The organism is Chelatococcus composti, assembly GCF_014201415.1.
In the GTDB taxonomy this organism is placed as follows: Bacteria; Pseudomonadota; Alphaproteobacteria; order Rhizobiales; family Beijerinckiaceae; genus Chelatococcus_A; species Chelatococcus_A composti.
The window spans coordinates 371,222-396,852 of sequence record NZ_JACHEH010000002.1; the positions used below are offsets into that span (position 1 = coordinate 371,222).

19 protein-coding genes are annotated in these 25,631 nt (G+C 69.7%); 14 read left to right on the forward strand and 5 right to left on the reverse strand.

The features are described from left to right. Positions 1–26 precede the first annotated feature (26 nt). Positions 27–2,576, reverse strand: coding sequence for an ATP-binding cassette domain-containing protein (locus HNQ73_RS05025; protein ID WP_183332867.1), 2,550 nt, complete (start codon positions 2,574–2,576; stop codon positions 27–29). Positions 2,577–2,792: 216 nt separating this feature from the next. On the opposite strand from HNQ73_RS05025, the gene HNQ73_RS05030 reads away from it, so the two are divergent. The 5 genes from HNQ73_RS05030 to polA all read left to right on the forward strand — a co-directional run bounded on the left by HNQ73_RS05030 (position 2,793) and on the right by polA (position 9,946). Next, positions 2,793–4,421 carry a GMC family oxidoreductase gene (locus HNQ73_RS05030; RefSeq protein WP_183332869.1) on the forward strand — a complete coding sequence of 543 codons (1,629 nt, stop codon included), beginning with the start codon at positions 2,793–2,795 and terminating at the stop codon, positions 4,419–4,421. A gap of 95 nt (positions 4,422–4,516) precedes the next feature. Beyond that, positions 4,517–5,095: a Yip1 family protein gene (locus tag HNQ73_RS05035; RefSeq protein ID WP_183332871.1), complete on the forward strand. Its 579-nt coding sequence runs from the start codon at positions 4,517–4,519 to the stop codon at positions 5,093–5,095. A gap of 58 nt (positions 5,096–5,153) precedes the next feature. Continuing rightward, the gene (locus tag HNQ73_RS05040) at positions 5,154–5,648 is read left to right on the forward strand and encodes an MmcB family DNA repair protein (RefSeq protein ID WP_244649889.1); all 495 of its coding nucleotides are present in this window, start codon (positions 5,154–5,156) and stop codon (positions 5,646–5,648) included. Between the two features lie 118 nt (positions 5,649–5,766). Then, positions 5,767–6,819: an acyltransferase family protein gene (locus HNQ73_RS05045; RefSeq protein ID WP_183332873.1), complete on the forward strand. Its 1,053-nt coding sequence runs from the start codon at positions 5,767–5,769 to the stop codon at positions 6,817–6,819. 106 nt (positions 6,820–6,925) lie between these two features. Continuing rightward, entirely contained in the window at positions 6,926–9,946 is a 3,021-nt protein-coding gene (gene polA, locus HNQ73_RS05050) for a DNA polymerase I (RefSeq protein ID WP_183332875.1), read from the forward strand. A 43-nt stretch (positions 9,947–9,989) separates the two neighbouring features. Here polA and pncA read toward each other — a convergent pair whose 3' ends face one another. Continuing rightward, entirely contained in the window at positions 9,990–10,625 is a 636-nt protein-coding gene (gene pncA, locus HNQ73_RS05055) for a bifunctional nicotinamidase/pyrazinamidase (RefSeq protein WP_183332877.1), read from the reverse strand. A 173-nt stretch (positions 10,626–10,798) separates the two neighbouring features. Between pncA and HNQ73_RS05060 the strand changes: the two genes are divergently transcribed. Further along, on the forward strand, positions 10,799–12,397 hold the full coding sequence (locus HNQ73_RS05060; protein ID WP_183332879.1) for a peptide chain release factor 3: 1,599 nt from the start codon (positions 10,799–10,801) through the stop codon (positions 12,395–12,397). Positions 12,398–12,405: 8 nt separating this feature from the next. Here HNQ73_RS05060 and pncB read toward each other — a convergent pair whose 3' ends face one another. The 3 genes from pncB to HNQ73_RS05075 form a co-directional block, all read right to left on the reverse strand. Continuing rightward, a complete protein-coding gene (gene pncB / locus HNQ73_RS05065) occupies positions 12,406–13,698 on the reverse strand; it encodes a nicotinate phosphoribosyltransferase (protein WP_183332881.1) in 1,293 nt (430 codons plus the stop codon). Positions 13,699–13,807: 109 nt separating this feature from the next. Then, entirely contained in the window at positions 13,808–14,926 is a 1,119-nt protein-coding gene (locus HNQ73_RS05070; RefSeq protein ID WP_183332883.1) for an NAD(P)/FAD-dependent oxidoreductase, read from the reverse strand. 343 nt (positions 14,927–15,269) lie between these two features. Further along, complete coding sequence (locus HNQ73_RS05075) at positions 15,270–16,385, reverse strand: saccharopine dehydrogenase family protein (RefSeq protein WP_183332885.1); 1,116 nt, start codon at positions 16,383–16,385, stop codon at positions 15,270–15,272. 124 nt (positions 16,386–16,509) lie between these two features. On the opposite strand from HNQ73_RS05075, the gene HNQ73_RS05080 reads away from it, so the two are divergent. From HNQ73_RS05080 to HNQ73_RS05115, 8 genes are all read left to right on the forward strand, one after another. Beyond that, a complete protein-coding gene (locus tag HNQ73_RS05080) occupies positions 16,510–16,935 on the forward strand; it encodes an Lrp/AsnC family transcriptional regulator (RefSeq protein ID WP_183332887.1) in 426 nt (141 codons plus the stop codon). Positions 16,936–16,941: 6 nt separating this feature from the next. Then, the gene (locus HNQ73_RS05085) at positions 16,942–18,183 is read left to right on the forward strand and encodes a BaiN/RdsA family NAD(P)/FAD-dependent oxidoreductase (protein WP_183332889.1); all 1,242 of its coding nucleotides are present in this window, start codon (positions 16,942–16,944) and stop codon (positions 18,181–18,183) included. A gap of 244 nt (positions 18,184–18,427) precedes the next feature. Then, the gene (locus tag HNQ73_RS05090) at positions 18,428–19,279 is read left to right on the forward strand and encodes an FAD binding domain-containing protein (RefSeq protein ID WP_183332891.1); all 852 of its coding nucleotides are present in this window, start codon (positions 18,428–18,430) and stop codon (positions 19,277–19,279) included. A 1-nt stretch (position 19,280) separates the two neighbouring features. Continuing rightward, positions 19,281–22,058, forward strand: coding sequence for a molybdopterin-dependent oxidoreductase (locus HNQ73_RS05095; protein WP_183332893.1), 2,778 nt, complete (start codon positions 19,281–19,283; stop codon positions 22,056–22,058). Between the two features lies 1 nt (position 22,059). After that, positions 22,060–23,553: a 6-hydroxynicotinate reductase gene (locus tag HNQ73_RS05100; protein WP_183332895.1), complete on the forward strand. Its 1,494-nt coding sequence runs from the start codon at positions 22,060–22,062 to the stop codon at positions 23,551–23,553. Next, positions 23,550–24,470 carry a UPF0280 family protein gene (locus tag HNQ73_RS05105; protein ID WP_183332897.1) on the forward strand — a complete coding sequence of 307 codons (921 nt, stop codon included), beginning with the start codon at positions 23,550–23,552 and terminating at the stop codon, positions 24,468–24,470. Before HNQ73_RS05100 ends, HNQ73_RS05105 begins: the two co-directional genes overlap by 4 nt. Then, entirely contained in the window at positions 24,463–25,047 is a 585-nt protein-coding gene (locus HNQ73_RS05110) for an amino acid synthesis family protein (RefSeq protein ID WP_183332899.1), read from the forward strand. Before HNQ73_RS05105 ends, HNQ73_RS05110 begins: the two co-directional genes overlap by 8 nt. Continuing rightward, positions 25,044–25,628, forward strand: a complete 585-nt coding sequence (locus tag HNQ73_RS05115) for an amino acid synthesis family protein (RefSeq protein WP_183332901.1) — start codon at positions 25,044–25,046, stop codon at positions 25,626–25,628. Before HNQ73_RS05110 ends, HNQ73_RS05115 begins: the two co-directional genes overlap by 4 nt. The last annotated feature ends 3 nt before the right edge of the window (positions 25,629–25,631 follow it).

The following is a 25,631-nucleotide window of genomic DNA, read 5'->3' on the forward strand; positions in this document are numbered from 1 at the left end:
CACATTGATGTCATGATTCGCTGGGCTCACGATCCCTCGATCATGTCGGCCTCCGCTTGCGGCTGCACCAGCCCGGTGCGCGAGAAACGGACGGTGCGGTCGAGGCAGTCCTCCGGCAGGCCCGGCGGCAGCACAGCGATCAGGCTGCGGCCGTCAAGGCCACGGTGCAGGCGGTCGATCAGCGCCTCGGCGCCGGCACGTGTCATGCCCTCGAAGATATGGCTGACCACGAGCACGCCCGGCTCGCGCGCCAGGCAGCGGACGAGATCGACGAGCCGCTCCGGCACCGGCGAGGCGAGCCCCTTGCGCGGCCCGACGCGGGCGGAGAGCCCGAGGCGCAGCACCTCGGCGTCGAGATCAAGCGAGGCGAGCACGCGCCGCACCGCGGCGTGAACCCGTTCCTCCGCACCTGCGATGTCATAGGCCACGCGGCCGAAAAGCAGGTTGTCGCTGAGCGAGGCTGCGCTGCAAAGTCGCTCCGGATCCCAGAACTCGATGGCCGGCGCGAGTCCGGGCGGCAAAAGGCGCGCGAAGGTGCGCCGGGCGGCGAGAATGCGCGCCTCCAGCGCCTCGTCGAGCAGCCCGAGGCGATGCCGCGTCTCGACGTAGCGCAGGGCGAGCGCGATGAGCAGATCGCGGTCCCCGGCCTGCTCGTTGCGCCGGCGCTGTACGCGGCGGGCAATCAGGCTCTCGTAGCGGCCACGCTCCTCCGCGCTGAAGAAGGCGAAGCGCTCGACCAGCGCATTGTCGTCGGGAATGCCCGCGAACATCTCCACCATCTGGGTGGCGATGGCCAGCCCCATGTCCGCGAGCGGCCGCGTCAGCTCCTCGGCCTCCAGCACCGCCCTGAGGAAGGGATTGCGGGCGAGGCGCCGCTCCTCGAAGGTGTCGCCCACCGGCACGCCGAAGAGAATGTTCTCCGCCACCGTGCCGTGGCGGTTGTAGCGCTCGGCAGCAAAGGGATCGACAAGATCCTCGATGCCGGCGGAGGCGAGTTCCGTGCGCACGGCGCGGCGGGCGTCGGCGATGAACGGGGCGAGGCGTGCCGCCGCGTGGGTGCCCACTGCACCGTTGAGGCCTAGGCTGTAGACCTCGGCGTCGACCCCCACGAGCTTGAGCGAGGCTATCAGCCGGTCATCCCAGGCCTCGCTGTCCCGCGTCAGCTCCGGCGGCGCGCCATAGGTGAGGTTTTCCCTCAGGCTGCCGTCGAGCATGACCGGCTCGGCACCGGCATAGGCGATGACGGACGCCCTGTAGTCGTCGGACATGTCGCGCAGGTCGACGCCGTCCACGAGGACCCGCCCTGCCGCGGGATCAAGCGCCCCGGCGAGGACGGCGGCGAACACGTCCGTCCCCGACCCCGGCGGCCCGACGAGGGCGATGTGCGCCGGCAGGTCGAGGGCGATGTCGACGCCTTCGAGCCTCTGGCCAGTATGCGCGTCGAAGGCCGCGAGCCCTTCGACGGAGATGCGCTGCGGCGTGGACTGCGGAAGGCGCGCCGACCGCTCGCGCCGGTCGGCACGCGCGTTGAGGCTGCCGACAGCGCGGGCCATCTCCTCGAGCGCCGCCCGGCCGTCGTACTGCCCGGAGAGCCAGCGCATGACCGCGTCGACCGGCCGCAGCATCAGAAAGGCGGCGAAAAGTCCGGCCACGAAGGCGCCGGGAGTCAGGACGCGCTCGGCGGCGAGATTGCCGGCGATGACGATGAAGAGCGCCGGCAGGCCGTAGCGCACGACGGCGACGAGCGCCTGCCGGGCGACATGACGCCGTGCCCCTGCCGCCAGCCGGCCGGACTGGCGCGCCAGCATGGCGTTGAAGGCGCCGAACTCCGCCTGCCCCGTGCCGTGGACGCGAATGGCCGGCAGCCGCCGGGCCGTTTCCTCGGCCATGCGCCCCGCCTCGCGGTTGTTCTCGCGTGCGACGAGGCCCGCGGCTGCCCGCGCCTCCTGGAGCGGCCGCATCAGCGCGGCCGCGGCAATGGCCCCGCCGAGGAAGAGAAGCCCGATCCACAGATGCTGCACGAAGCCGAACACGTGGATGACGACGATTTCCGCACCGGCGGCGAGCGGCACGGCCAGCGCCTCGCCCAGTGCCGGGGCGAGGCGGCCGACCCCTTCGCCAATCTGCCGCGCCGCGGTCTCCGCCTCGTCCTGCGCCGAGGGCCGGGCCGTCACGATGCGCCTGAACATGTCCTGCCGCAGCCCGTTCGCGGCCCGGCGCGACACCGCCGCCGCCAGAAGGGCGACAAGCGCCCTCAGCGCCACCTGCAGGAGGATGAGGGCAAGGAGCGTGGCGACGGCAGCCGTCAGATAGAGATCACGGCCAAGAGGGATGCCCTCGGACAGGACGATACTGCCGCCGCCGAGGACTCGCGGCAGCCCGAAGGAAAGGCGCAGAAACGGCACTCGCGCATCAGCACCGGCGAAACGCCCGCCGATGACGACGTCGTCGATCAGGGTCGCCAGGACGAAAAGGAAGAGAAAGACCGCTCCCGCCAGAAGGAGACCGACAAAGGCGATCCCCAGGTTGGGGCCCCGGCTGCTGCGCCAGGAAAGTCTTATGGGATCGCGTTCCATGTTTCTCCGGCAGCCAGTGGCGGGCCCGGTACGGCAACCCGCAGACCGTACTGAGCTTTGCGGTCAGATTGAACCGCTTTTCCGTAAAGAAGTCGCTGCCATGGTTAGAACGACCAGGCAGTCCCGCCCAAAGCATCACCGCGCACGGCTTGCCATGGATCGCCGTGTTGTGTCCTCCTTCACGTCAAGAACGACCGGCCTTGGGGGGAGGAAAACGTGGCACCTGCGAACGGTGAGGGGGAAACGTTCGACTATATCGTTGTGGGCGCCGGCTCGGCCGGCTGCGTGCTCGCCAACCGCCTGTCGGCCGATGCGAGGCGCACCGTCCTTGTGCTGGAGGCTGGCGGGCGCGACAACTGGGTGTGGTTCCACATCCCCGTCGGCTATCTCTTCGCCATCGGCAATCCCCGTGCCGACTGGATGTTTCGCACGGAAGCCGAGGCGGGCCTCAACGGGCGCGAGCTCGCCTATCCGCGCGGCAAGGTCATCGGCGGCTGCTCGGCCATCAACGCCATGATCTACATGCGCGGCCAGGCGGCGGACTACGAGCGCTGGCGGCAGATGGGCCTTCCCGGCTGGGGCTGGGACGACGTGCTGCCCCACTTCCTGGCCATGGAGAACCACGTCGCCCCGCCCAACGCGCTGCACCGCAGCGGCGGGGAGTGGTGTGTCGACTATCCGCGCGTGCGCTGGGAGCTGCTCGATGCCGTGCAGGACGCGGCCGAGAGCCTCGGCATCCCCAAGGTGGCGGACTTCAACACCGGCGACAACTTCGGCTCGTCCTACTTCCAGGTGAACCAGAAGAACGGACGCCGCTGGAGCGCGGCGCGCGGCTTCCTGAAGCCGGCGCTCCGCCGCCCCAACCTCAGGCTCGAGACGGGCGTGCATGTGGAGCGCATCCTCGTCGAGGACGGCCGCGCCACGGGCATCGTCTTCTCCCGCGGCCGGGAGCGCTTCACGATGCGTGCACGCGGCGAGGTGGTGCTCGCCGCCGGCGCCATCGGCACGCCGCAGCTGCTCGAGCTGAGCGGCATCGGCGATGCGCGCCGGCTCGCCGGGCTCGGCATCGAGCCCGTGCGTGACCTGCCCGGCGTCGGCGAGAACCTGCAGGATCACCTGCAGCTGCGCCCCATCTTCAAGGTCTCGGGCGTGCGCACCCTCAACGAGGACTACGGGCGCCTTGCGAGGCGCGTCGCCATGGCGCTCGAATATGCGCTCTTCCGGCGCGGGCCTCTCACCATGGCCCCCTCGCAGCTCGGCATCTTCACCCGTTCCTCGCCCGAGTACGAGACGCCCAACCTGCAGTTCCACATCCAGCCGCTGTCGCTCGACAAGTTCGGGGACAGGCTGCACCCCTTCCCCGCCTTCACCGCGAGCGTGTGCAACCTGCGCCCGACGAGCCACGGCTCGGTCCACGCGAAGAGCCCGGACGCGCACGTGCCGCCGGCGATCGCGCCCAACTACCTCTCCACCGAGGAGGACAGGCGCGTCGCCGTCGACGCCATCCGCCTCGCGCGCCGGCTGGCCGCCGCCCCGCCGCTCGCGCGCTTCTCGCCCGAGGAATTCCGGCCCGGCGCGCATCTGACGAGCGACGAGGAGCTGGTCCGCGCCGCCGGCGATCTCGGCACCACCATCTTCCACCCCGTCGGCACGGCGCGCATGGGCCGCGACGACGATCCGCTCGCCGTTGTCGACACGCGGCTCAGGGTGCGCGGCATCGCGGGACTGCGCGTTGCCGATGCCTCGGTGATGCCGACCATCACCTCCGGAAACACCAACTCGCCCACCATGATGATCGCCGACAAGGCGGCCGCCATGATGGCCGAGGATGCGCGGAACGCCTGAGGGACACTGCTGCAATCGGTTTCCGCGTCGCCTTTTCCGGCTTATGTTGCGTCGTTTCGCCGCGGCGGTGTCGCGGCTGCCAGGGGAGATGATTCATGGGGCTGGTCGACAGGGCAAAGAACATCATCGTCACGCCGCGGACGGAGTGGTCTGTCATCGCGGCCGAGGGCGGCACCGTCGGCGACATCTACCGCAACTACGTCGTCCCGCTCGCCCTCATCCCGGCCATCTGCAGCTTCGTCGGCATGTCGGTGCTGGGTTTCAGCCTGGGCGCCGACCACATGCGCGTGCCCTTCTTCAGCGGCCTCATCATGGCCGCGCTGCAGTTCGGCCTCGGGCTGCTCATCGTCTATCTCGTCGCGCTCGTCATCGACGCGCTGGCGCCGCGCTTCGACGGGCGCAAGGGCATGCTCCCGGCCTTCAAGCTGGCGGCCTACTCCTACACGCCAGCCTGGCTGACGGGCATCTTCCTCCTCGTGCCAGTGCTCGGCTTCCTCTCCATCCTCGGGCTCTATGGCATCTACCTGCTCTATGTCGGGGCGCCGCGGCTGATGGCAATCCCGGAGGGCAAGGCCGGCCTCTTCACCACCGCTGTCGTCGTCATCGCGCTCATCATGAGCTTCGTCCTCTCACTCGTGCTCGCCGCCTTCATGCCCGTGCCCGCCATGATGTAGAACCAAATCCGTGCGAATCCGGGCAGGAGAGCGACTGCCAAAGCCACGGGCAACGACGATGGGTGATCTGGCCTACCGGGCTGACAACGCGCTGGTGCTGCCGGAAGACGGGCGCCAGTCGCCGGTCGCGCTCGCCGTACAGCGCGGCGTGCGGCGCCTCTTCGCCAGCCTGGGCCAGGTGACGGTGACGGAACTCACCCTCGCCTCCGGACGCAGGGCTGATGTCGTGGCGCTCGCGCCCGACGGACGCATCACCGTCGTCGAGGTGAAGTCCTGCCTTGCGGATTTCCGTGCCGACGGCAAGTGGCAGGACTACCGCGCCTTCTGCGACCGGCTGTTCTTCGCTGTCACCGAGGACTTTCCGCAGGAGGTGCTGCCCGAGGAGACGGGGCTTATCGTCGCCGACCAGTACGGCGCCGCCGTGTTGCGCGAGGCGCCCCTGCACCCGCTGCCCGGTGCCCGCCGCAAGGAGGTGACGCTGCGCTTCGCCCGCGCCGCCGCCTCGCGTCTCCATGCCGCCCTCGATCCCGAGGGCGCACGCGGCATCCTCTGAGCCCCGCCCCATCCGGCACGGGGCTTGCTCGACACGCCCCGCAAGCAGGCGCATGCCAGCCGATAGCCCGGCCAGCGTCGCCTTGCGGGACAGGGCGTGCCAGAACGGAGCAGCCAGCATGACCTCGCCTTTCTCGAGCGCCGAGCGCATCGCCTGGGTCGATGCCGCCAAGGGGATCTGCATCATCCTCGTGGTCATGATGCACGCGACCCTCGGCCTCGGCGAGGCGGTGGAGCGCGAGGGCTGGATGCATGTGGTGGTCGCCTTCGCCAAGCCCTTCCGCATGCCGGACTTCTTCCTCGTCTCGGGCCTGTTTCTCGGCCGGGCGATCACGCGCGACTGGCGCACCTTCGCCGACCGGCGCATCGTGCATTTCCTCTATTTCTACGGCCTCTGGTACGTCATCCAATTCGCCCTGAAGGGCTGGAGCCTTGCCGGCGGTGACCCCGTGGAGTTCGTGCGCCTCTTCGCGCTCGGTTTCATCGAGCCGTTCGGCACGCTGTGGTTCATCTATATGCTCGCCGTCTATTCGGTGACGGTGAAGCTGCTGCAGCGGCTGCCGCCGTTGGTGCTCCTTGCCGGTGCCGCCGCGCTGCAGATCGCCCATGTCGAGAGCGGCTGGCTGGTGATCGACGCCTTTTGCGCCTACTTCGCCTACTTCGTTGCCGGCTACGTCTTCGCCCCGCGCGTCTTCGCCATCGCCGCCTGGGCGGGGCGCAATGCCCTGCCAGCCCTGGTGGGCCTCGCGTTCTGGGCCTTCGTCAACGGCTTTGCCGCCTTTGCGCCGAGCAGCTTCGCCGGACAGACCGTCGCCTCGCTGCCGGGCGTGAGCCTCATCCTGGGGCTTGCAGGGGCGGTCGCCATCACGACCGTCGCGGCGCTGCTCACGAGCCGCGGCTGGGCCGGCCCGCTGGCCTACTGCGGCGAACGCTCCCTCGTCGTCTATCTCGCCTTCTTCCTGCCGATGGCGGCGACGCGCGCCATCCTTGTCAAGACGGGCCTCGTCGATGCCGTCGGCGTCGGCTGGGGGGCCGCCCTCGTCACAGCCGCCGCCGTCGTCATCCCGCTTGTCTTCGAGCGGCTCGTGCGCGGCACGGTGCTCGACTTCCTCTTTGTGCGGCCCGGGGCCTGCCACATCGCCGCCCCGGCACGCCTCGCGCAGGCCGGCTGAGGACGCGGTCCGGCGGGCGAGCGAAACGGATCGCGAACGCGGACGAGGCGTGGCATAGTCCCGCCCCGACCTTACCGGCGATTCCAGCGAAGTATCCGTCCGAGCCATGACCGACCAAACCGCCCCCGCCGATGCCGTCCACGCCGCCCGCGCGCTGAAGCCGGGGGACCATGTCTTCCTCGTCGACGGCTCGTCCTTCGTCTTCCGGGCCTACTTCCAGTCCATGAACCAGGACCGGAAGTACAACTACCGTTCGGACGGCCTGCCCACGGGCGCCGTGCGCCTGTTCTGCACCAAGCTGTTCCAGTTCATCCGCGAGGGCGCGGTCGGCATCATGCCGACCCACCTCGCCATCATCTTCGACAAGTCGGAACAGTCGTTCCGCAAGGAGATCTACCCGCCCTACAAGGCGAACCGGCAGGAGCCGCCGGAGGATCTCGTCCCCCAGTTCCCCCTCATGCGCGAGGCGGTGCGCGCCTTCGGTCTCAAGCCCGTGGAGCAGGACCGCTACGAGGCGGACGACCTCATCGCCACCTATGCGCGCCAGGCGACGGAGGCCGGGGCCGACGTGCTCATCATCTCCGCCGACAAGGACCTGATGCAGCTCATCCGGCCGGGCGTTTCCATGTACGACCCCGCCTCCGGCACCCAGTCGAAGGGCAGCTACCGGCCCGAGCGGCGCATCGGCCGGGATGAGGTACTGGAATATTTTGGCGTCGAGCCGGAGAAGGTGGTGGACGTGCAATCGCTCGCCGGCGATTCGACAGACAACGTGCCCGGAGCCCCCGGCATCGGCATCAAGACGGCCGCCCAGCTCATCAACGAATACGGCGACCTCGACACGCTCATCGCCCGCGCCGGCGAGATCAAGCAGCCGAAGCGCCGCGAGACGCTCACGAACCCGCAGATCGTCGAGCAGATCCTCATCTCCCGCCGGCTCGTCTCGCTGGTCGACGACGTGGCCGTCGAAACGCCGCTCGCCGATCTCGCGCTCGTGCCGCCCGATCCGCAGCGCCTCGTCGCCTTCCTGAAGGCGATGGAGTTCACCACCATCACCAAGCGCGTCGGCGAACTCTATGAGATCGATGTCTCGGCCGTGGAGCCGGACGCCCGCCTCGCCGCGCCGGGCGCGGGCCTCGGCTGGAGCCCCGCCGATCCCACCGGAGACAGTACGCCCTCCGCCACGCCGCCGTCTGCCGCCACACCAACCGGACCGGGCGACGATCTCCTCGTCCCGGCGGCGCTCGTCGCGAGCCGCGCGGCCGAGGCAACCGCCACCCCGGTCGACCGCAGCACCTACGAAACGGTGACGAGCCTGGAACGCCTCGAGGCGTGGATCGCCGAGGCGCGCGAGCGTGGCTACGTGGCCGTCGATACGGAGACGAACTCCGTCGACGCCATGCAGGCCGAGCTCGTCGGCTTCTCTCTCGCCACGGCGCCCGGCAGGGCCTGTTATGTACCCCTGCAGCACCGCGACGGGGACGACCTTTTCGGCAACGGCCTCGCGCCCGGCCAGATCCCCCTGCGCGAGGCGTTGGCGCTGCTGCAGCCGCTCCTCGAGGATCCGTCGGTGCTCAAGATCGGCCAGAACCTGAAGTTCGACTGGCTCATCTTCGCCCGGCACGGCATCACGCTGACGCCCTACGACGACACGATGCTGATCTCCTATGTGCTCGATGCCGGCCGCAGTGCGCACGGCATGGACGCCCTGTCGGAGAGGCATCTTGGCCACACGCCCATCGCCTTCACGGAGGTCGCGGGCTCCGGCAAGGCGCAGGTCACCTTCGACAAGGTGGCGATCGACAAGGCCACTGCCTATGCGGCCGAGGATGCGGACGTCACCCTGCGCCTGTGGCTCGTGCTCAAGCCGCGCCTCGTGGCCGAGGGACTGACGAGCGTCTACGAGACCCTGGAGCGCCCGATGGTGGAGACGCTGGCGCGCATGGAGCGCCGGGGCATCGCCATCGACCGCACCATCCTCTCGCGCCTGTCCGGCGACTTCGCCCAGAAGCTCGCGGCCCTCGAGGAGGAGATCTACGCCCTCGCCGGCGAGCGCTTCACCATCGGCAGCCCCAAGCAGCTCGGCGACATCCTCTTCGGCAAGATGGGCCTGCCCGGCGCCAAGAAAACGAAGACCGGCCAGTGGGCGACCGGCGCCGGCGTGCTCGAGGATCTCGCCGCCGAGGGCCATGCGCTGCCGGCGAAGATTCTCGACTGGCGCCAGCTCGCCAAGCTCAAGTCGACCTACACGGACGCCCTGCCAGGCTTCGTCAACCCCGAGACGCAGCGCGTGCATACCTGCTTCTCGCTCGCCGCGACCACGACGGGCCGGCTGTCGTCGTCGGAGCCGAACATCCAGAACATCCCCGTGCGCACGGAGGAAGGCCGCAAGATCCGCACCGCCTTTGTCGCCGCGCCGGGCACCAAGCTCGTCTCGGCCGACTACAGCCAGATCGAGCTGCGCGTCCTCGCCCATATCGCGGAAATTCCGCAGCTCCGGCAGGCCTTCGCCGACGGCATCGACATCCACGCCATGACAGCCTCGGAGATGTTCGGCGTGCCGGTTCAGGGCATGGATCCCCTCGTGCGGCGGCGCGCCAAGGCCATCAATTTCGGCATCATCTACGGCATCTCGGCCTTCGGCCTCGCCAACCAGCTCGGCATTCCGCGCGAGGAGGCGTCGGCCTACATCCGCAAGTATTTCGAGCGCTTCCCCGGCATCCGCGACTACATGGAGGAGACCAAGCGCTTCTGCCGGGAACACGGCTACGTGACGACGCTCTTCGGACGCGTCTGCCACTATCCGCAGATCAAGTCGTCCAACCCCTCCGAACGCGCCTTCGTGGAGCGTCAGGCGATCAACGCTCCTATCCAGGGCTCGGCCGCCGACATCATCCGCCGCGCCATGGTGCGCATGGACGAGGCGCTGGAGAGCGCCGGCCTCCACGCCCGCATGCTGCTGCAGGTGCATGACGAGCTCGTCTTCGAGGTGCCGGAGGAGGAGGTGGAGCGCGCGCTGCCGCTCATCACGCGCGTGATGCGCGAGGCGCCGAACCCTGCCGTCGCGCTCGCCGTGCCGCTCGAGGTCGAGGCGCGGGCCGCGGACAACTGGGAGGAGGCGCACTGACCGGCGGCGCGCCCCGCGCCGCCCGTCGGCCAGGCTGGGGCGCTCAGGCGATCTCCACCGCGCGAACCCGGGCGATGCCCCGGGCCGCGAAGGCAGCCTCGGCGGCGGCCAGCGAGCCGTCGAGGTCGATGGCGCGGCAGGCATCCTCGATGACCGTCACCGCAAAGCCGTGGCCGTGCGCATCCTCGGCCGAGTAGCGCACGCAGAAGTCGAGCGCGAGGCCGGCGAGGAAGACACGTTCGAGGCCGCGCTCCTTGAGGTAGCCACCGAGCCCCGTGGGCGTCACACGGTCGTTCTCGTAGAAGGCGGAGTACGAATCGATCGCCGGGTCGAAGCCCTTGCGCAGGATGAGCTCGGCATGCGGCACGTCGAGAGCCGGATGGAAGGCGGCGCCGGGCGTGTTCTCGATGCAGTGGTCCGGCCACAATACCTGCGGCCCGTAAGGCATCTCCACGGTCTCGAAAGGCCTGCGTCCGGGATGGGCGGAGGCGAAGGACAGATGCCCCGGCTTGTGCCAGTCCTGCGTCAGGATGACGTGGGTGAAGCGCCGCGCGAGCGCGTTGACCGTCGGCACGATGGCGTCGCCGCCGGCGACCGCCAGCGCCCCGCCGGGGCAGAAGTCGTTCTGCACGTCGACGACAAGCAGGACATCCCTCTCACCGATCCTGATCCCGGTCATGGCAGGCCCCCTTTCCGGCCGCAGGATCCGGAGTGTCCGCGGCTCCGTCAATGCGCGCCATTGACACGGCCGCCGATGGCTGGAAAGAACGCGCCGACCCTGTTCCCAGGCGCTGCCGGAGCGGATGAGGCCTCCTCCCTGCCGCTCGGCCGCCGCAAGTGTCTTGGCGCCCCATGCAGAGCCCTCTCGTCAACGGCGGCCCCGCCGACCCCATCGCGCGGCGGCGCACCTTCGCCATCATCTCCCACCCGGACGCGGGCAAGACGACGCTGACCGAGAAGCTGCTGCTTTTCGGCGGCGCCATCCAGCTCGCCGGCGAGGTCAAGGCCAAGCGCAACCGCGCCCAGACCCGCTCGGACTGGATGGGCATCGAGCGCGAGCGCGGCATCTCTGTCGTCACGTCGGTGATGACCTTCGAGTACGGCGGCTGCGTCTTCAACCTGCTCGACACGCCCGGCCACGAGGACTTCTCGGAGGATACCTACAGGACGCTCACTGCCGTCGATGCCGCCGTGATGGTCATCGACGCGGCCAAGGGCATCGAGGCGCGCACGCGCAAGCTCTTCGAGGTCTGCCGCCTGCGCGACATCCCCATCGTCACCTTCATCAACAAGCTCGACCGGGAGAGTCGCAACCCCTTCGACCTGCTCGACGAGATCGAGAAGACGCTGGCGCTCGACACCGCCCCGATCAACTGGCCCATCGGCGCCGGCAAGAGCTTTGCCGGCACCTACACCTTCGGCACGAAGATGGTGCGGCGTATCTCCGACGACGAGACCCTTACGGTGAGCGGCGCCGACGACCCGGTCCTCGCCGCGCTGCTGCCGGCGCACGAGGCCGCCACCTGGCAGGAGGAGGCGATGCTGGCCGAGGAGGCGCTGAAGCCCTTCGACCTTGGCGCCTTCCGCGAGGGGCACCTGACGCCCGTCTTCTTCGGCAGCGCCCTGCGCAACTTCGGCATCCGCGACCTCATCGACGCCATGGCCGCGTACGCTCCGTCGCCGCGCGGACAGGAGGCGGACAAGCGCATGGTCCAGGCCAACGAGCCGAAAATGACCGGCTTCATCTTCAAGATCCAGGCCAACATGGACCCGAACCACCGCGACCGCATCGCCTTCATGCGCGTGTGCTCGGGCCGGCTGACGCGCGGCATGAAGGTGAAGCTCGTGCGCACCGGCAAGTCCATCAGCCTCAACGCGCCGCAGTTCTTCTTCGCACAGGATCGCACGGTGGCGGACGAAGCCTATGCGGGCGACGTCGTCGGCATCCCCAACCACGGCACCCTGCGCATCGGCGACACGCTGACCGAAGGTGAAGACATCGTCTTTCGCGGCGTGCCGAGCTTCGCGCCGGAAATCCTGCGCCGCGTCTCCATCAAGGACGCGATGCGGGCCAAGAAACTGCGCGAGGCGCTGGAGCAGCTCGCCGAGGAGGGCGTGGTGCAGCTCTTCATCCCCAACGACGGCTCGGGTGCCATCGTCGGCGTCGTCGGCGCGCTGCAGCTCGACGTCCTCATCGAGCGGCTGAAGACCGAATATGGCCTCGAGGCCACCTACGAGACGACGCGCTTCTCCGTCTGCCGCTGGGTGAGCGCCGACGACAGGGCCGAGCTCGACAGGTTCATCGCGGCCAACAACTCCGCCATGGCCACCGACCTCGACGGGGCGCCCGTGTTCATGGCCTCGAGCCCATTCTCGCTGCGCTATGACGAGGAGCGGTGGCCGGCCATCCGCTTCTCGGACGTCAAGGACTACCAGAAGAAGGCGGCCTGAGCTGCCTGCTAGACGAGGACAGGCCGCTCGGCACGCTCCTCGAGTTCGAACACACGCTTGTAGCGTTCGATCTCGGCCGGCGGGCCCATGACCTTGGCCGGATTGTCGGAGAGCTTCACGGCCGGGCGGCCGTTGGCCGACACCACCTTGCAGACGATGGAGATGGGGTCGAGCGCGCCGTCCGGCACGAAGCCGCGGAAGTCGTTGGTGAGCAGCGTGCCCCAGCCGAAGCCGAAGCGCATGCGCCCGTTGAAATGATAATAGATGCGCTCGATGGCCGTGACATCGAGTGCATCCGAGAAGATGGCGAGCTTCTTGCGCGGATCCTCGCCGCGCTCCTGCCACCAGCGGATGGCTTCCTCTCCGCCCTCGATGGGATCCTTGGAATCGATGCGAATGCCCGTCCAGCTCGACACCCAGCTCGGCGCCGCCGCCAGGAAATGGGTGGTGCCATATGTGTCGGGCAGTATGATCAGCAGGTTGCCCTCGTAGTCCTCCTGCCAGTCGCGCAGCACCTGGTAGGGCGCGGCGGCGAGCTCCTCGTCGCTGTTGGCAAGCGCCGCATAGACCATCGGCAGCTCGTGCGCGTTGGTACCGACGGCCTCAACCTCGCGCCGCATGGCGATGAGGCAGTTGGACGTGCCGGTGAAGGCGTCACCCAGCCCCTCCATCATCGCCTGCACGCACCAGTCCTGCCACAGGAAGCCATGGCGGCGGCGCGTGCCGAAATCGGCAATCTGCAGGCCGGACAGGGCCTTGAGGCGCTGCACCTTCTCCCACACCCGCGTCATGGCACGGGCATAGAGCACCTGCAGCTCGAACTTGCCCATGGTGGCGAGCACAGCGCGCGAGCGCAGCTCGTTCAGGATGGCGAGCGCCGGAATTTCCCAGAAGGTCGTCTCCAGCCACGGCCCGTCGAACTCAAGCTCGTACTGGCCGTCGCGGACCCTGAGGTCATAGGGTGGCAGCTGGAAGCCCTCGAGCCATTCGATGAACTCCGGCGCGAACATCTGCCGCTTGCCGTAGAACATGTTGCCGCGCAGCCAGGTCGATTCGCCCCGAGTCAGCCGCAGGCTTCGGGCGTGGTCGAGCTGCTCGCGCAGGGCGCTCTCCTCGACGAGGTCCGCGAGGCGGACATCCTTCGAGCGGTTGAGGATCGAGAAGGTGACGCGCGTGTTGCGATGGCGCCGGAAGATCGTCTGCGCCATCAGCAGCTTGTAGAAATCCGTGTCGAGCAGGGAGCGGACGATCGGATCGATCTTCCACTTGTGATTGTAGACACGTGTGGCGATGTCCGTCATGCACCGGCTCCGTGGGCCCTTTCGGCGTTCTCCCGCGCCGAAACTAGGCGTTGGCCAGCGTCCGAGGCAAGAACGGCGAGCGCATGCCGGCGCCGCATCACGCCCGGGCCTACCCGTCGGCGAGGCGCGCCAGCACCTCGTCGGCGATGGCGAGTGAGGACGTGAGGCCCGGGCTCTCGATGCCGAAGAGATTGACGAGGCCGGGCATTGCGTGGACCTGCGGCCCGTCAATGCGGAAATCGGCCGCCGGCTCGCCCTCGCCGACGATCTTGGGGCGGATGCCGCTGTAGCCGGGCGACAGGGCCTCTTCGTCGAGGCCGGGCCAATAGCGGCGGATCGCCGCGGCAAACGCCGCGCGCCGCGAGACGTCGACCTCGTAGCGGATCTCCTCGATCCATTCGGTATCGGGGCCGAAGCGCGCCTGCCCGCCGAGGTCGAGGGTCAGGTGCACACCCAGGCCGTGCGCGTGGGGCGCCGGATAGACCAGGCGCGAAAAGGGCGCCCGGCCGGCAAGGACGAAATAGTTGCCCTTGCAGAAACGCGTGCGCGGGACCGTTTCGGGCGGCAAGCCCGCGATACGGTCGGCCACGTCGGACGCGCAAAGGCCGGCGGCATTGACGAGCTCGCGGCAGGCGAGGCGCATGGGCTCGGCCCCGCCCGTGCGGACGAGAAAGCCGCCCGCCGTGGGCTCGGCCGCCTCGAAGGGCGTGTTGAAGGCAAAGACAGCGCCGGCGTTCTCGGCATCGCCCTGCAGCGCCAGCATGTAGGCGTGGCTGTCGATGATGCCCGTTTGCGGCGACCACAGCGCCGCGACCGCCGCCAGCGCCGGCTCCATGCGCCGGGCCTCGGCGCCGGAAATCATGGTGAGCTCCTCGGCGCCGTTGGCCCGGCCGCGCTCGGCCAACGCCTCGACGCCGGCGATCTCGTCCTCGCTCGACGCGACCAGGAGCTTGCCGTAACGCCGGTGCGGCACGCCGCGTGCGGCGCAATAGGCATAGAGCGCGCGCCGCCCCTCGACGCACAGGCGCGCCTTCAGGCTGCCGGGAGGATAATAGAGCCCGGCATGGATCACCTCGCTGTTGCGCGAGGACGTGCCGGTGCCGATGGCCCCCTCGCTTTCGAGAACCACCACCGAGCGACCGGCGAGCGCAAGGGCCCGCGCGACGGCGAGGCCCACTACCCCGGCGCCGACGACAACCGCGTCGACGAAATCATCCGCCCCGCTCATCCTTCGCCGAATCTCCCCGTCCGATGCGATCGCTGCGCGCGTATAGCGGCGGGCGACGCGCCATGAAAGGCGGTTGCTGCGCCATTCCGGCGCCGGCTTGCCATGCGCCCCGCCTCGTCGGGCGTGGGGCAGCCGATCCCGCGGCTTGCGCTGTCGAACGGCATCCGCTCTGCGGCGGTGGGCCGGTCGACGACACTGGCGAACGAGGTAGCGGGTCAGGGGATCACGGTGAACGTGGCGCTGCCCGGCCGCATCGAGACGGAGTGCGTGGCGGAGCCGGATGCGGCCAATGCGCAGCGCCAGGGCAAGCGGCCCGAGGCCCCGGACCCTGCGCAGCCGGACCTTACGCCGCGGCGCTGTAGGGCTGCGGCGCCGCCTGGCCGTAGACCCGGCCGAAGCGGTTGGCGAGGAACGTGTCGAGGGCGATGTCCTCCTGCCGCACGAAACCGCGCTGCGGCAGCTGGCCAGCCGCCAGCATGTCGAGCACCGCGCAGATGCCCGAGGCGGTGGTGATCTGGATAGCGCTGCGGGTGACGCCGTTCACACACGCGCTGTAGATCTTGTTGGCATAGGTTTCCTGCACCAGGCGGCCGCCGCGGTGCCCGCTCACCGTGACGAAGATGACGACCACGTCCTGCAGGGTCGTTGGCAGGGCGCTCTCGAGAATGTCCTTGAGCAGCGCGCGCCGGTGGCGCAGGCCGAGGTCGTTGAGCAGCGCCTTCATGATGGCGCAATGGCCAGGATAGCGGATGGTACGGTAGTTCAGCGTGCGCACCCTGCCCTTCAGCGTCTCGCACAGGGTGCCGAGACCGCCCGAGGTGTTGAACGCCTCGTAGGTGACGCCGTCGAGCGAGAACTCCTCGCGCTCCTCCAGCGCCGGCACCTCGACGAGCTCGCCGTCGACGATGGCCTCGCACGGCTCGCAATATTCGTTGATGACGCCGTCCGTGCTCCAGGTGAGGTTGTAGTTGAGGGCGTTGGACGGATATTGCGGCAGCGCGCCGACACGCATGCGCACGCTGTCGAGGGTCTCGAAGCGACGGGCGAGATCGTAGGCGACGATAGAAATGAAGCCCGGCGCGAGCCCGCACTGCGGAATGAAGGCGCTCGCCGCGCCAGCCGCGAGCTCCTTGACGCGCCGCGTGCTCGCAACGTCCTCGGTGAGGTCGAGATAGTGCACGCCGGCGCGCGCCGCCGCCTCGGCAATACGCGTCGTCAGGTGGAAGGGCGCGGCGCTGAGCACGGCGAACTTCCTCGCCAGAACCCTGTCGAGTGCCCCGTCGTCGGTGATGTCGAGACGGATGCGCGCGACGGGTAGGGCGGCATCGAGCGCATCGAGCTGCGCCTGCTCGCGATCGACGACGGTCACCTCATAGTCGCCCGTGGCCGTCAGCAGGTCGGCGATGGTGGCGCCAATCTTGCCGGCACCGACAACGAGAACGGACTTGCGATCACGCATGGCTTGATCCCCTGGTTGGCGATTTCCCCAAGGATCGCAGCCTGTCCGTCGAAATGAAGATTCCGCTTCGCCGAAATGCGAAGATGCCCTAGTGGAAATGACGATACATTTCTGCGAAACGACGATGGACGACATCGACCGCCAGCTCATCGCCCTCCTGCGCGAGAATGCGCGCACGCCGACGGCGGACTTCGCGCGGCGGCTCAGGCTGTCGCGCACCACGGTGCAGAGCCGCATCGAGCGGCTGGAGCGGCGCGGGATCGTCGCCGGCTATACCGTGCGCCTGTCAGACGACTACGAGAGCGGCCTCGTGCGCGCGCACGTGCTTATAAGGGCGCTGCCCAAGCTCGCCCGCAAGGTGGAGGAGGCGCTCGCCGGCATCGCTGAGGTGCGCACCCTGCACTCCATCAGCGGCAGCTATGACATGATCGCCGTTGTCGCTGCGCCGTCGATCGCGGAGCTCGACCAGCTCATCGACCGCATCGGGGCGCTGGAGGGCGTGGAGCGCACCATGTCCTCCATCATCCTGTCCACGCGCATCAGCCGGTAGAACCTCATGGCGGACAAGACCAGGACGGTGGCCGTGATCGGGGCCGGCCCGGCCGGGCTCATGGCGGCGGAGGAGCTGGCGCGATCCGGCTTCGCCGTCACCGTCTACGAGCGCATGCCCTCACCGGCGCGCAAGTTCCTCATGGCGGGACGCGGCGGCCTCAACCTGACGCACGGTGAGGCGCTCGAGACCTTCCTCTCCCGCTACGGCGCCGCGAGGCCATGGCTCGCGCCCATCATCGAGGCCTTTCCGCCGGCCGCACTGCGCGCATGGTGCGAAGGGCTCGGCGAAAGAACCTTCGTCGGCTCGAGCGGGCGCGTCTTTCCCGAGAGCTTCAAGGCCTCGCCTCTCCTGCGCGCCTGGCTGCGCCGCCTCGACGGGCTCGGCGTGAGGCTCCTGACGCGGCACCGCTGGCACGGCTGGGACGAGACAGGACGCCTCCTCGTCGAGACCGAGGGCGGCGAGCGCCTCACCCTCGCGCCCGACGCCACGCTGCTGGCACTCGGCGGCGCGAGCTGGCCGCGCCTCGGCTCTGACGGGGGATGGACGGAGATTCTTTCCGCCAGAGGCGTGGCCATTGCTCCGCTCCTCCCGGCCAACTGCGGCTTCGAGCACCGTTGGTCGGACCATTTTGCCGGGCGATTCGCCGGCATGCCGCTGAAGCGCATCGCCCTCTCCTTCGACGGCCTGCGGGTCATGGGCGAGGCAGTTGTCACGCGCGAGGGGCTGGAGGGCGGCGTCGTCTATGCCCTCTCCGGCCGCCTGCGCGACGCCATCGCGGCGCACGGCCCGCAGACCGTGATTCTCGACCTCAGGCCCGATCTCAGCCCCTCGCACCTTGCCGCGCGCCTCGCGCGGCCGCGGGGCAAGCAGTCCACCGCCTCCTTCCTGCGTAAGGCCGGGGGCCTGATGCCGGTCGCCGTCAACCTGCTCAGAGAGGTGCTGGGCGCCCTGCCGGTCGAGCCCGAGGCCCTGGCGCAGGCGGTGAAGGCCCTGCCGCTCACCTTCACCGGACCACGACCGATCAGCCGCGCCATTTCCAGCGCCGGCGGCGTCCGCCGCGAGGCGCTCGACGACAACCTCATGCTCAAGGCGCTGCCCGGTGTCTTCGCCGCCGGCGAAATGCTGGACTGGGAAGCGCCAACCGGCGGCTACCTGCTGCAGGCCACCTTCGCGACGGGAATCGCCGCCGCGCACGGCATCCGGCGCTGGCTCGGCGAAGCAAGCCCGCCGAAAGCCTCCGCATAGACCTTCGCGCCGCCGTCGGGCATCCTGTCATTTAGGGTCCCGGCGGCCCCGCGAGCCCTCCGAAGCCGCACCTGCCGCCGTTTGAGGCAGATGCCGCCGGACGCGCCTGACATTGCCCCCAAAACGGTCCGGGGGACGCTTGACAGCGCCGATCATCCAGTTGCAGATTATTTGTATACCAACAAAAAACTGCTCGGCATCATCAATGCCGTCAGAGGGTGAACAACAGTTTCGGGAGGCGTCGATGTACCTCCGTCCGCGTTCCCTCGACGAAGCGCTCGACGCGCTCGCGACAACGGGCGCGCAGATCCTGGCTGGCGGCACCGATGTCTTCCCGGCCCTCGGCGACCGGCCACAGACCCGGCCCTTCCTCGACATCACGGCACTGCCCGAGCTGCGCGGCATCGGCCTGGAGCCGGACCACGTGCGTATCGGCGCCACCACCACGTGGACCGAGATTGCGCGTGCGGACCTGCCGAGCGGCTTCGACGCCCTGAGGGCCGCCGCCCGTGAAGTCGGCTCCCTGCAGATCCAGAACCGCGGCACCATCGCCGGCAATCTCTGCAATGCATCGCCGGCCGCCGACGGCGTGCCGCCGCTGCTTGCGCTCGAGGCGGAGGTCGAGCTCACCTCGCGCACCGGCCGGCGCCGCCTGCCCCTTCGCGAATTCATCTCCGGCTACCGCCGCACGGAGCGGCGCGAGGACGAGATCGTCACGGCCGTTTTCGTACCGCGCGCCATGACGGACGCCCGCTCCGCCTTCCTCAAGCTCGGCGCGCGACGCTATCTCGTCATCTCCATCGTCATGGTGGCGGCCATGCTGCGCACGGACGAGGCCGGCCGCATCGACGCCGCGCGCGTCGCCGTGGGCTCCTGCTCGGCCGTCGCCCAGCGCCTGCCGGCACTCGAGGCGGCGCTCGTCGGCCGGCCGGCCGCCCCAGGCATCGGCTCGGCCGTCACGGCCGCGCATCTCGCCCCCCTGTCACCCATCGACGACGTGCGCGCCACCGGTGCCTACCGCGCAGACGCGGCGCAGACGCTCGTCGCACGCGCCCTCGAAGCCTGTGTGCACGAGCGAGCGAAGGAGGCCGCCTGACATGCTCGACCGGGTTGCCACAACCGAGAGCCGCGCCGGCGTCGCCCTCACCGTCAACGGCCGGACCGTGGAGGTCCCCGCCTCGCCCGCGGCGCGCCTGTCCAAGGTGCTGCGCGACGATCTCGGCCTCACGGGCACCAAGGTCGGCTGCGACGCCGGCGACTGCGGCGCCTGCTCCGTCCTCGTCGACGGCGAGGCCGTCTGCTCCTGCCTCGTCGCCGCCGGTCAGGTCGAGGGCCGTCAGATCACGACAGTCGAGGGCCTGCCGGCCGGCCACCCCGTCGCCGCGCGCCTGCAGGAAGCCTTTCTGCGGCATGGCGCAGCCCAGTGCGGCATCTGTACGCCTGGCATGCTCGTGGCCGCCGTCGCGCTGCTCAGCCGCAACGAGCGGCCGAGCGAGACCGAAGTGCTCGACGCCATCGGCGGCGTGCTCTGCCGCTGCACCGGCTACCGCAAGATCATCGCCGCCATTCTCGACGTGGCGAACGAGGCACAGCCGGAGGTGCTGCCAGAAGGCGGTGGGGCCATCGGCGCGCGCATCCGCCGCCTCGACGGGCTGAAGAAGGTGCGCGGCGCCGACATCTTCGGGGCCGACGAAGCACCGGCCGATGCCCTCGTCCTCAAGGCCGTACGCAGCCCCTATCACCGGGCCGCCTTCACCTTTGGCGACATCGACGCCTTCCTCGCGCGTCACCCCGGCATCGTGCGCGTCATCACGGCCAAGGACGTGCCGGGCGAGAACTGCTACGGCGTCATCCCGCCCTTCGCCGACCAGCCGGTCTTCGCCGAGAAGGAGACGCGCTTCCGCGGTGAGGCGGTGGCCGCCATCGTCGGCGAGGCCGCGGCCATGGCGGCGCTCGACCTGTCCGATTTCCCGGTCTCATGGCAGGAGCTGCCGGCCAACACGACCATCGATGCGGCCCTGGCAGACGGCGCGCCGCTGGTGCACGCGAACCGCCCCGGCAACATTCTCGTCGGCGGGCGCGTCGTCCGTGGCGATGTCGATGCGGCGCTTGCGACGGCGGATGTGGTTGTCGAAGGGGAATTCGAGACCGGCTTCGTCGAGCACGCCTATATCGAGCCGGAAGCGGGCTTCGCCCGGCGCGTCGGCGACCGCATCGAGGTGCAGGCCTGCACCCAGGCGCCCTACATGGACCGCGACGACGTCGCCAGGGTACTCGGGATCGCGCCGGAGGCCGTGCGCATCATCCCGACCGCTGTCGGCGGCGGCTTCGGCTCCAAGCTCGACCTGTCCGTCCAGCCCTTCATCGCCATCGCCGCCTGGCTCCTCGACCGGCCGGTGCGCATGACCTACACGCGCCCCGAGTCGATCATGACGACCACCAAGCGCCACCCGGCGCGCATCCGGGCACGGGCGGGCGCGACACGCGACGGCAGGCTCGTCGGCTTTGACTTTTTCGGCGACTTCAACACCGGCGCGTATTCCTCTTGGGGTCCGACGGTGGCCAACCGCGTGCCGGTGCACGCCTCCGGCCCCTACTACGTGCCCCACTACCGTGCCCTGACGCGGGCCGTACACACGCACCTCGTGCCCGCCGGTGCCTTCCGCGGCTTCGGCGTGCCGCAGGCAAGCATCGCCCAGGAGCAGCTCTACGACGAACTCGCCGACAGGATCGGCATGGACCGGCTGGAATTCCGCCTGCGCAACGCGCTGCGCGCGGACCAGCCGACCGTCACCGGCCAGGTGCTGGGCGAGGGCGTCGGCATCCGCGCCTGTTTCGAGGCCCTCGTGCCGCACTGGCAGCGGGCTCGCGCCGAAGCCGCCGCCTTCAACGCCGGGAGCCAGGGCCATCTGCGCCGCGGCGTCGGCGTGGCAGGCATGTGGTACGGCTGCGGCAATACCTCCCTGCCCAACCCGTCCACCATCCGCGTGGGGCTGAAGCGCGATGGGCGCATCGCCCTCCACCAGGGGGCGGTCGACATCGGCCAGGGCTCGAACACCGTCATCACGCAGATCTGCGCCGATGCGCTCGGCGCGCCGATTGCCCGCTTCGATCTTGTCTCGGCCGACACGGACCTGACACCCGACGCCGGCAAGACTTCCGCCTCGCGCCAGACCTTCGTCACCGGCAAGGCCGCCGAGCTGGCGGGCCGCGAGCTGCGCGCCGCCATCTTGCGCCTCGCCAATGCCGGCGAGGGAGCGACGGTTACGTTCGCGGACGGGGCGGTCGTCGTGCGCGACGGCGGGCACGAGCGCACCATCGCCCTCGCCGACCTGCCCACCGACGAGCACGGCTACGTGCTGACCGGCGAAGCTACCTTCGACCCGCCGACGAGCCCCCTCGATGCCGACGGCCAGGGCATTCCCTACGCCGTCTACGGCTTCGGCGCCCACATGGCGGAGGTCGTGGTCGATACCGAGCTCGGCACGGTGAAGGTCCTGAAGATCACCGCTGCGCACGACGTCGGCCGCGCCATCAACCCCACACTGGTCGAGGGCCAGATCGAGGGCGGCGCGGCACAGGGCCTCGGCCTCGCTCTGATGGAAGAGTTCTTCCCCGGCAAGGGCGAGAACCTGCACGACTATCTCATCCCCTCGGCGGGAGACATGCCGCCGGTCGAGTCAATCCTCGTCGAGGATGCCTCGCCCGTCGGCCCCTTCGGCGCCAAGGGCATCGGCGAGCAGGCGCTGATCCCGACTGCCCCGGCTATCCTCAACGCCATCCATGACGCCACCGGTGTGCGCATCCGCCGCGTGCCGGCGACGCCCGACCGGGTCCGCGCCGCCCTTCTCGCCGCCACAAGCGCACGAGGCTGACATGCAGAACGAACAGGCGGTCGCGCCCGGCGCGGCCAAGGACGACAAGATCCGCTGCGATGCCTGCCCGGTCATGTGTTACATCAAGCCGGGCATGACGGGCGCCTGCGACCGCTACGCCAACCACGACGGGGAGCTCGTCCGCGTTGACCCGCACGTGCTCCTCGAACGCACGCTCGCCCAGGGCGGCAACGTCGTTCCCTTCAACAAGGGCGAGTGGGACGGCACCATCGTCCAGGGCTCCGAAACCTTCGTCACCGCCGTCGGCGCCGGCACCACCTATCCCGACTACAAGCCCGCTCCCTTCATCGTCTCGTCGCAGGTCGACGGGGTGGACATGGTGACCGTCGTCACCGAAGGCATCTTCAGCTACTGCGGCGTCAAGGTGAAGATCGACACCGACCGCCACCTCGGCCCGGAGCAGGCGACGGTGCGCGTGCAGGGCGAGGCCGTCGGCCACGTCACCACGGGCGAATACGGCTCCCAGATGCTCTCGCTTGGCGGCGTGCATCACCTCACGGGCGGCTCCAAGAAGGAAGGCCGCGTGACCTGCGACACGCTCTTGGCCCTGTGCAACGGCAAGGCCGTGGAGATGACCATCGACGACGGGGCCACGGTCGTCGTCCAGGCCGGCAAGCCGCCGATCGTCAACGGCGTCACCGAGGAGCGCATGCGCGTCGGCTGCGGCTCGGCCACCATCGGCATGTTCGCCAAGCAGTGGCATGGCAAGGTGGATGAGGTGGTGGTCGTCGACGACCACATCACCGGAGTCCTCTCCGAGCACCAGGCCGGCAAGCTGCTGGGCGTGCGCGAAACAGGCATCAAGATGAAGGGCCGGCGCTCGACGCCGGGCCGCTACTTCCAGGTGGCGGAGCCGGGCACCGGCTGGGGCGGCACCAATATCTCCGATCCGCTGTCGATCCTCGGGCCCTTCGACCCTAGGGTGGCGTGGCCGGGCCTGCGGCTGCTCATGGTCTCCACCACTGGCGAGCATCACGCCTATTACGAGCTCGACGAAACGCTGACGCCCGTCGAGCGCCAGCTGCCCGAGGCGCTGCGCCAGTCGGTGGATCGCATCAAGGAGAACTGCGAGCCTGCCCTGTGCACCGTGCTCTTTATGGGTGGGGCCGGTGGCTCCCTGCGCGCCGGCGTCACCGAGAACCCGGTGCGCCTCACCCGCTCCGTGAAGGACGCTCTCACCTATGTCACCTGCGGCGGCGCGCCGGTCTACGTCTGGCCCGGCGGGGGCATCACCTTCATGGTGGACGTGACGCGCGTGCCGGAAAACGCCTTCGGCTATGTGCCGACGCCGGCGCTCGTCGCGCCCATCGAGTTCACCATGCGGCTGAGCGACTACGAGGCGCTCGGCGGCCATATGAGCGAGGTCCGGCCAGTCTCGTCGCTGACGCCGGGCGAGGCGCGCCGCCAGCTGCCGCACCGCCTCGACAACCCCTGGCCGCTGTCGCCGCACGAGGCGCGGAGGTCGCACGGATGAGGGACGCGCCCTTCGCCCGCATGCTGCCCGACGGGCGCCGGCTGCACCTGCAGCACGGCCCGATCGACCTCGTCATTGAGGCCTGGGGCGCGACGGGCGAGGTGGCGCGCGCCTACGAGGCGGCGGCACGGCGCTTCGCGACACTGCTCGACGAGCTGTGTGCCGAGCTGCCGGCCCTCCGGCGCCAGGCACGCCCCGGCGAGCCGCCGCTCGCCGGCACCGTCGCGCGACGTATGCAGGAGGCGGTCCTGCCCTATGCGCACGACGCCTTCATCACGCCCATGGCGGCCGTCGCCGGCGCCGATGCGGACGAGATCCTCGCCGCCATGCTGGCCGCAGCGCGGCTCGACAAGGCCTATGTCAACAACGGCGGCGACATCGCCCTGCACCTTGCGCCGGGCAGCACCTTTGCCATCGGCATGGTGGACCGGCCGGACGCGCCCTGCCTGTTCGGCACGCTGCGCCTCTCCGCCGGCCAGGGAGTCGGGGGCATCGCGACGAGCGGACGCCACGGGCGCAGCTTCTCCCTCGGCATCGCCGATGCCGTCACGGTGCTGGCACGCGACGCCGCGGTGGCGGACGCGGCCGCGACGATGATCGCCAATGCCGTGGACCTGCCCGGCCATCCCGCCGTGACGCGCGTGCCCGCCTCGGCGCTGGCGCCGGACAGCGACCTTGGCGACCGCCTCGTCACGCGCGCCGTGCGCCGCCTCGAGCCCGTGGACGTGGCGGCGGCGCTCGATGCCGGCTGCGCTTTCGCCCAGACGCTTCTCCACCGCGGGCTGATCATCGCCGCGGCATTGCATTTGCAAGGTCACACGCGAACGGTAGGCTCGCTGCCGGGCGCACCCATCGCCGCAGCGCCCGTGCCGCTGCTGGCCGACACTCTTGGGGAGACGGGTCCGATCCATGCCTGAAGTCCAAGTCCGCAAGCGCCTCATCACGGTGGAGGAAATCTTTCACGAGGGCGGCCAGCCGGCTGAGAAACCGCTCAAGCGCGGCGCCATCGTCGCCGTGATCGCCAACCCCTTCGCCGGCCGCTACGTGGAGGACATTGCCGGCTTCATGGATGACCTGAAGCCCCTCGGCCTCGCCATGGCGCGGGACCTGATCGCGGCGCTTGGCGGCGATCCGGCGGCCATCGAGGGTTACGGCAAGGGCGCCATTGTCGGCTCGGCGGGCGAGCTGGAGCACGGCGCGCTGTGGCATGTGCCCGGCGGCTATGCCATGCGCGAGGCCCTGGGCGGCGCCAAGGCCATCGTGCCCTCGACCAAGAAGGTCGGCGGGCCGGGCGCGCGCCTCGACGTGCCCGTCACCCACATCAACGCCTCCTACGTGCGCAGCCATTTCGACGCCATGGAGGTTGGCATCCCCGATTCCCCGCGCGCCGACGAGATGGCGGTCATCCTCGTCATGACGACGGGGCCGCGCATCCATGCCCGCGTCGGTGGGCTGAAGGCGAGCGAGATCAAGGGAGAGGACGGCCTGAGATGAAGGCGAAGATCCGCAAGATCGCGACATTCGTCGAGGAAACCCACACCGAGATGGGCCGGCCGGTAAGCCCGCCGACCCGCAAGGCCGCGGCCGTCGCCGTGATCGAGAACCCTTTTGCCGGGCGCTATGTCGAGGACCTCACCGAGCTGATGGAGATCGGCGAGGAGCTCGGCGGTCTCCTGGCGGAGAAGGCCGTCGCGGCGCTGGGCATCGAGGGGCCGGCGGCCGAGAGCTACGGCAAGGCAGCCCTCGTCGGCGAGAACGGGGAGCTGGAGCATGCCGCCGCCATCCTGCACCCGCGCATGGGCACGGCCGTGCGCAAGGTGCTGGGCAAGGGCGCGGCGCTCATCCCCTCCTCCAAGAAGCGCGGCGGGCCCGGCGCGGTGCTGGACATCCCGCTCGGCCACAAGGACGCGGCCTATGTGCGCAGCCACTTCGACGGCATGGAGGTAAGCCTCAACGACGCGCCCCGGGCGGGCGAGATCATGGTGGCGGTCGCCGTCACCGATTCCGGCCGGCCGCTGCCGCGCGTCGGCGGGCTGACAAAACACGAAATCAAGGGTGAGGACGGTTTGCGCTGACAG